General features: G+C 53.5%; 4 protein-coding genes, 1 tRNA gene and 1 rRNA gene (1 of these 6 only partly in view). 4 read left to right on the forward strand and 2 right to left on the reverse strand.

Annotation, left to right across the window (positions count from 1 at the left end; all coding sequences use genetic code 11):
• Nucleotides 1-21 precede the first annotated feature (21 nt).
• Entirely contained in the window at nucleotides 22-1356 is a 1335-nt protein-coding gene (locus KI613_RS04675) for a tyrosine-type recombinase/integrase (RefSeq protein WP_226404045.1), read from the reverse strand.
• 477 nt (nucleotides 1357-1833) lie between these two features.
• Between KI613_RS04675 and KI613_RS04680 the strand changes: the two genes are divergently transcribed.
• A complete protein-coding gene (locus KI613_RS04680) occupies nucleotides 1834-2697 on the forward strand; it encodes a hypothetical protein (protein WP_226404046.1) in 864 nt (287 codons plus the stop codon).
• Nucleotides 2698-3287: 590 nt separating this feature from the next.
• Here the strand turns inward: KI613_RS04680 and KI613_RS04685 are convergent.
• On the reverse strand, nucleotides 3288-4088 hold the full coding sequence (locus KI613_RS04685; RefSeq protein ID WP_226404047.1) for an IclR family transcriptional regulator: 801 nt from the start codon (nucleotides 4086-4088) through the stop codon (nucleotides 3288-3290).
• A gap of 96 nt (nucleotides 4089-4184) precedes the next feature.
• Between KI613_RS04685 and KI613_RS04690 the strand changes: the two genes are divergently transcribed.
• From KI613_RS04690 to KI613_RS04700, 3 genes are all read left to right on the forward strand, one after another.
• Complete coding sequence (locus tag KI613_RS04690; protein WP_226404048.1) at nucleotides 4185-4805, forward strand: ParA family protein; 621 nt, start codon at nucleotides 4185-4187, stop codon at nucleotides 4803-4805.
• A gap of 68 nt (nucleotides 4806-4873) precedes the next feature.
• Nucleotides 4874-4949 (forward strand) — tRNA-Met (locus KI613_RS04695).
• 313 nt (nucleotides 4950-5262) lie between these two features.
• Nucleotides 5263-6241: ribosomal RNA gene (locus KI613_RS04700) — 16S ribosomal RNA — on the forward strand (it continues 559 nt past the right edge of the window).

Raw genomic sequence — 6241 nt, forward strand, 5'->3', positions numbered from 1 at the left:
AAGACATTGGTGAGGCTGTTGCTAGCGGAGCGGTCTCTTTCTTTTTATGGATAGTACGTTGCTGTCGGACGATTTGCCCTTTGAAATGTCATCAAGGCGGCGCTCCCAAGCCTCTAGCGCGTTGCGCTTTTCGGTAATGTATTCGTAGCGGTCATAGTGGGCCGACTGCACGCCCGAGAGACCATGGCTGAGCAATTGGGCTCGAACGTCCTTACTAACTCCCATGCCTGCCAGCATGGTTTCGCATGTCCGGCGAATGTCGCGCAGGTCAAAGGCCTCACAGCCCATAACCTGGCAAATCGAGAAGACGCGCTTACCGGGTGTGGTTTCCACCATGGAGGTGGTGCCATTGGAAGAAAACAGCAGATCGCTTTTCTTCTTTTTCGCCATCGCAAGCAGCTTCTCGACAATGGCGGCTCCCATGGGGGCTAGCGGAAGAAGATGCTCGCGTGGTGTGATCCGCTTTCCCTTCTTGTCCAACAACCGAAGCGTTTCAGTTTCCTGGTCGTAGTCGCTGACCTTGGCCCGAAGTAGCTGGGCCATGCGTTGACCGCCGGAAAACAGCGCTAGCCGCAGCGCTAGGTCGGCAATGCTTTCTTCGGAAAGCGCAGCCATGTAGGTTTTCAGCTCCTCTGTCGTGAGGGTGCGCTCGCCACGATTTACTGGGATCGTGGCGATGGGTTCTACCGGGTTGCTTTCGACCCCATAGGGGATCAACGAGGAAGGGAGCTTCGCATCGAAAGGGGCTTTCCTGGCTGCATTAAAGGCTGCCGACAGGTAACTGCGAAGAACGCCCGCGGCTCGACTCTTGTCTTGCTCCATCACCTTTCGTACCAGGGCTGCAGCATGATGGGAGGTAATCTCCCTGGCCGGTATTTCAGCGATGTCTGGCGCGGCTTCGAAGACATGGCACTTGAAGATTGAACGGGCTTGCCTGGCACTTCCCTTGCCCTTGGCTTCGAGATGGTCGCTGTAAGCGTTGCAGAGGGCGCGCAGCGTGTAGCGGCTGCGATTCTCTTTTTCCAGTAGCGCGGCTTCCTTGGCTCGCTTGGCTTCGGCTTTTGCCTCCACCTTGGCTTGTTCCAGTTCTCGCGGATCGTTGCCCTGGTCGATCAGGCGTTGAAGGCGACGAGCTTCCTCTTTTGCGCTATCTAGGCTCCAGGCACGAATGTCACCGATAGTGCTGCGGATCGTCGAGCCGTTCTTCAACTTGCTTTGGAAGATGAAAGCTTTCGAGCCTTTGGTGGCTCGTACACCGAGCCCTTGGGTATCCGTGTCGCGCATGAAAACCTGGGTCTTTTCAGGCGGGCATTCGAGGTCCCGAATCCTTGCTGCGGTCAGTCTTACCTTAGTCATCAGAGTTCCCCCGTGTACGCTCTGTGTACGCCATGTGTACGCAGATTATATCAAATAAGGGAAATTCTCATCAACGACAAAAAACAACTTACTTATTGATTTGTAACGGTAAACATGGGTTTTATCAAACTTTATCAACTAAGATGAAATATCAAAAATGATATAAAAATTTGATTTGTAATCATCAGGTAGCGGTTCGATTCCGTTCGGGGGCACCAGTAAAATCAAACAGTTAAGCCGCTCTTCGGAGTGGCTTTTTTGTTTTTCGGGTGTCGTGCAGGCACCTTTTGGGTTTTTGCTGTCAATTTGTCTCCAGTGTGCCGGTCGCAGATTCTCCGAATCATACCTGCATGGAGAGGGCGTGTTGAGTGACTTGGCGCGATCCCGGAGGTGTTTGGCCCAGGCAATTACCAATCTTCATACCCATGATAAAAATAGGGGTAATATTCTGACGTCCTATTTTCGAGGAGCGTCCTGATGTTTTTCAATAAGCTCAGCGGCCTTGTTCATGGCCCGCATGCCTCATCGCCAACCCATCGCTTTGTCGAAAAAGTGGTTGCCACCCTGGGCGAATCGATTACCGAGGCAAACAACTTCGAGCCAGTCCTGGCGCATGCGTTGCATTCTGCCGAGTTGTACTACTACCGGCAGATTCAGGCGATACCTGGCCCGTTCGAAGTCTCGGCCAGCGAGCCTTGCAACCATCCGTTTTTCCACACCATCTTTAGCGCACCTGCGGATGTGCAGGTTGCTCTGGGCAGAAGTATCGAAGTCAGAGACTTCTTGCCTGCGTTGGTAAGGGACGGCAGGCTTGAGTGCTTCGGACTCCTTGGCTTTCGTGAGAAAGCGGCTGGCGAAAATGAGACGGGTCGGCAATTTGCCGATCATACGATCCGCAGCATTGGCCATTCTGAAGAATATTGTCGGGAAAGCCTGCGTAATTCTTGCCTGCACCGCCTGCTGGGCCAGTTTCGTGAGCATGTTGATACCCTGCGCAGCAGGGGGCGGCTTCTGAAAACAGAATGGAATATCGAGAAGTGCAACAGTGCCGCACAGGCAGGCGACGTTCTGGCACCGGAGTTTGTTCTGGCCGAGCAGGCGTTGCAACCTGACAATCTGCTAAAAGGATTGGTGGCTTGGCTGGAAGCTCCGGAAAATCATCTGCGCATTGAGTCGAGCCATGTTGCTGTTGCCGACCAAAGGGGCGGCAGGACCGAGTTGCCGGTCATGCGCTGCACCGATAGGCGCCATTGGATGGTCAGCCTGGTCCAGATTCAGGTTCAGGAAGCCTTGAATGCGCTGGCCTGCGAATCCCGCTGCCATCGCTACATTCTTGTTTAGGACTTGGTGCATCCATAATCAGCGGCAAAATTAAATCGCGGACCGAATTTTCTTGGTGCAGCGCAACTCTAGGAATCGGGGCGCGTTCGGCCGCGATTGCCCGCTCCATCATTTCGTAGAGTCCCTTGATCAGATCCAGTCCAAAGACCTGTTCGATAACCTTGTGTTGCTAGACGATCAGCGGGCCAAGTTCCGACACTCCGTTGCTCGCTTTTCGGGGGCAGGCAGACGATGAAACGCCGCTGGCCTTCCAGCATGCGCTCACGGGTAACACGGTTCATTTCTTCCATGCTTGACAGGACACCGGTTGGGCTCGGACTCAGGGCGTTGCTGATCTCGCGGCAACTGGAGTCAGAACGACTGATTCTTCGGATGTTCAGCGCAGACGATTGGCGCAGCATGCACGAGCATTATTTCAGATGAGGCGTGTACGCGTTTTACTTTGGGCCGTGTACTTTCCGACGGCGAAATCGGGTAGCGCTACGTTCCAAAAAGAGATCGATTTTCGAGGCGGCAGATTTCAGATATGCAGGCACCCAGCCGGTAGACCATGAGTTGTTGGCCCAACCGTGCTTATGCAAACGGATATGTCATTGAGTCAGGCTGCCATGGCCAAGGCGGTGCGATAACGTTTTTGAGGCTTCAAGCATGGCCTTGGCTACAGGACTGTCCCATTCCACGTTAAATTCACCGATTGAACCCAGCGAAGTAATCGCTGCAACCATACTGCCCGTGTGGTCGTAGACGGGGGCGCTGAAGCCGTTGATGCCTGGGGTCAAGCTGCCAGATGCGCGGCTAATCCCGTGCGAGCGAATTTCTGTCAGGTTCTTCTCCAACTGCCTGCGAACGGTCGTGATTGCCGTTTTGCTTGTATCTGAGATTTCCTTTAACTCATCGTCGAGTTTTTTCTTTAGAAACGGCGAACGGTAGAAGGCGGCAAAGGCTCGTCCCGTTGCCGAATTGGACAGCGGCAAAACGGTCCCGGCACGAAGCGTGATGGTTATCGGGCCGCCGGCGTCGACGATTCGAACAATAGTTGCCCCGTGGTTTCCCCAAACGGCGAGAGCAACGGTCTCCTGAATTTCTTCGCAGAGCGTTTCAAGAATAGGACCGGCCAGGCGGACCGGATCAAGGCGCCCGAGCCCGGAAAGCCCCAACTCCAGTGCATAGGCACCCAAGTCATAGCGGCCGCTACTGTTGTCTTGTTCCACGATGCCGATGCGCAGGAAGCTGACCATGTATCGATGCGCCTTGGCTGCGGGCATTCCGGCGCCTTTCGCGATGTCACGCAACATCATCGGTCGATTGGTCGCCGCCAGTACATTTAAAAGTCGAAATCCCACCTCAATGGACTGAATTCCTTGGCGGTCGCTTGCTGCTTTAGTGGCCATGATGGTTTTGATGGAAGAAAAGCATACATTCTATGCACCTATGAGGCCTTTGAGGTGACGAATATAATGACCCCGCAAATATATAAGGGAGGTTCTATGCGGGCAGTTCTGGTTGCAAATCCGAAGGGGGGGGCCGGCAAGACAACGCTGGCGACGAATCTGTCTGGCTACTTCGCGAACAAAGGGAAGAAAACGACATTGTGCGATCTAGATCGCCAACAGTCCTCTCTGCGCTGGATGGCGTTTCGTGACCCGGCGTTGCCGGCCATTACCGGTTATTTTGCCGGGAACCAGATTTCCCTGAATTTGCCAAAGGAAGCTGACTGGGTTGTGGTTGATGCCCCGGCTGGTTTGCAGGGCTACAAATTATCCGACTACCTGCGGACAGTCGACAAGGTCATCGTGCCGCTGGTGCCTTCTGTTTTTGATATGGCGGCTACCGAAGACTTTCTGAATTCAATCCGCAGCGAGATTCGAGGCCAGCGGGTAAAGGTTGGGATCGTGGCCATGCGGGTTGACCCGCGCACCCGGGCTGCTGGGATGCTGGAGGAGTTCTTGAAGCACTTCGACATTCCTATCGTTGCCTACCTTAGGAGCACGCAGAATTACGTAAATGTTGCCGCGGCAGGAGCGACCGTATTTGATCCGCCGCGCGCGAAACATCGCAGGGATGTTGATCAGTGGTCATCCTTGGTTGAGTGGATCGAAAAGAAATAGTCCTCATTTTTTTGATTGTTCTTGACGCACTGTCACATTCTCTGGATAATGCGCCCTCTTCTGACGGACGCGGGATGGAGCAGTTGGCAGCTCGTCGGGCTCATAACCCGAAGGTCGCAGGTTCAAGTCCTGCTCCCGCAACCAGCAAATAAGTTTTGTTAAATATCTCTTGTTTGTTGTGTTGAAAGAAAAATTTCAGAAAGTTTCTGAAAAGCTTGACGGGGTGAGAGAAGTTCTTCATAATCTTGCCTCTCCGCTGCAGACGAAGCGAAAGCGACGGCGCGGTGAAGTTGGAAGCTCTTTAAAAATTTGGACAACCGATAGGTGTGGGTGCCTTGATGCGAAAGCGACGCAAGTCGCAAAAAGTATTAAAGGCAATCACACGGATGGAGAGATCCATCGAGGTAGAAGTTAAATTCTACCGTCAGTGAATTGTGAGTTGTTTTTTTGTTGGATTGAACTGAAGAGTTTGATCCTGGCTCAGATTGAACGCTGGCGGCATGCCTTACACATGCAAGTCGAACGGCAGCACGGGAGCAATCCTGGTGGCGAGTGGCGAACGGGTGAGTAATGTATCGGAACGTACCTTTCAGTGGGGGATAACGTAGCGAAAGTTACGCTAATACCGCATATTCTGTGAGCAGGAAAGCAGGGGATCGCAAGACCTTGCGCTGATTGAGCGGCCGATATCAGATTAGCTAGTTGGTGAGGTAAAGGCTCACCAAGGCGACGATCTGTAGCGGGTCTGAGAGGATGATCCGCCACACTGGAACTGAGACACGGTCCAGACTCCTACGGGAGGCAGCAGTGGGGAATTTTGGACAATGGGCGCAAGCCTGATCCAGCCATGCCGCGTGAGTGAAGAAGGCCTTCGGGTTGTAAAGCTCTTTCAGCCGGGAAGAAAACGCATGGGTTAATACCCTGTGTGGATGACGGTACCGGAATAAGAAGCACCGGCTAACTACGTGCCAGCAGCCGCGGTAATACGTAGGGTGCGAGCGTTAATCGGAATTACTGGGCGTAAAGCGTGCGCAGGCGGTTTGTTAAGATAGGCGTGAAATCCCCGGGCTCAACCTGGGAACTGCGTTTATGACTGGCAGGCTAGAGTATGGCAGAGGGGGGTGGAATTCCACGTGTAGCAGTGAAATGCGTAGAGATGTGGAGGAACACCGATGGCGAAGGCAGCCCCCTGGGCCAATACTGACGCTCATGCACGAAAGCGTGGGTAGCAAACAGGATTAGATACCCTGGTAGTCCACGCCCTAAACGATGTCAACTAGGTGTTGGGTGGGTAAAACCATTTAGTACCGGAGCTAACGCGTGAAGTTGACCGCCTGGGGAGTACGGCCGCAAGGTTAAAACTCAAAGGAATTGACGGGGACCCGCACAAGCGGTGGATGATGTGGATTAATTCGATGCAACGCGAAAAACCTTAC

The organism is Ferribacterium limneticum (genome assembly GCF_020510585.1).
Lineage (GTDB): Bacteria > Pseudomonadota > Gammaproteobacteria > Burkholderiales > Rhodocyclaceae > Azonexus.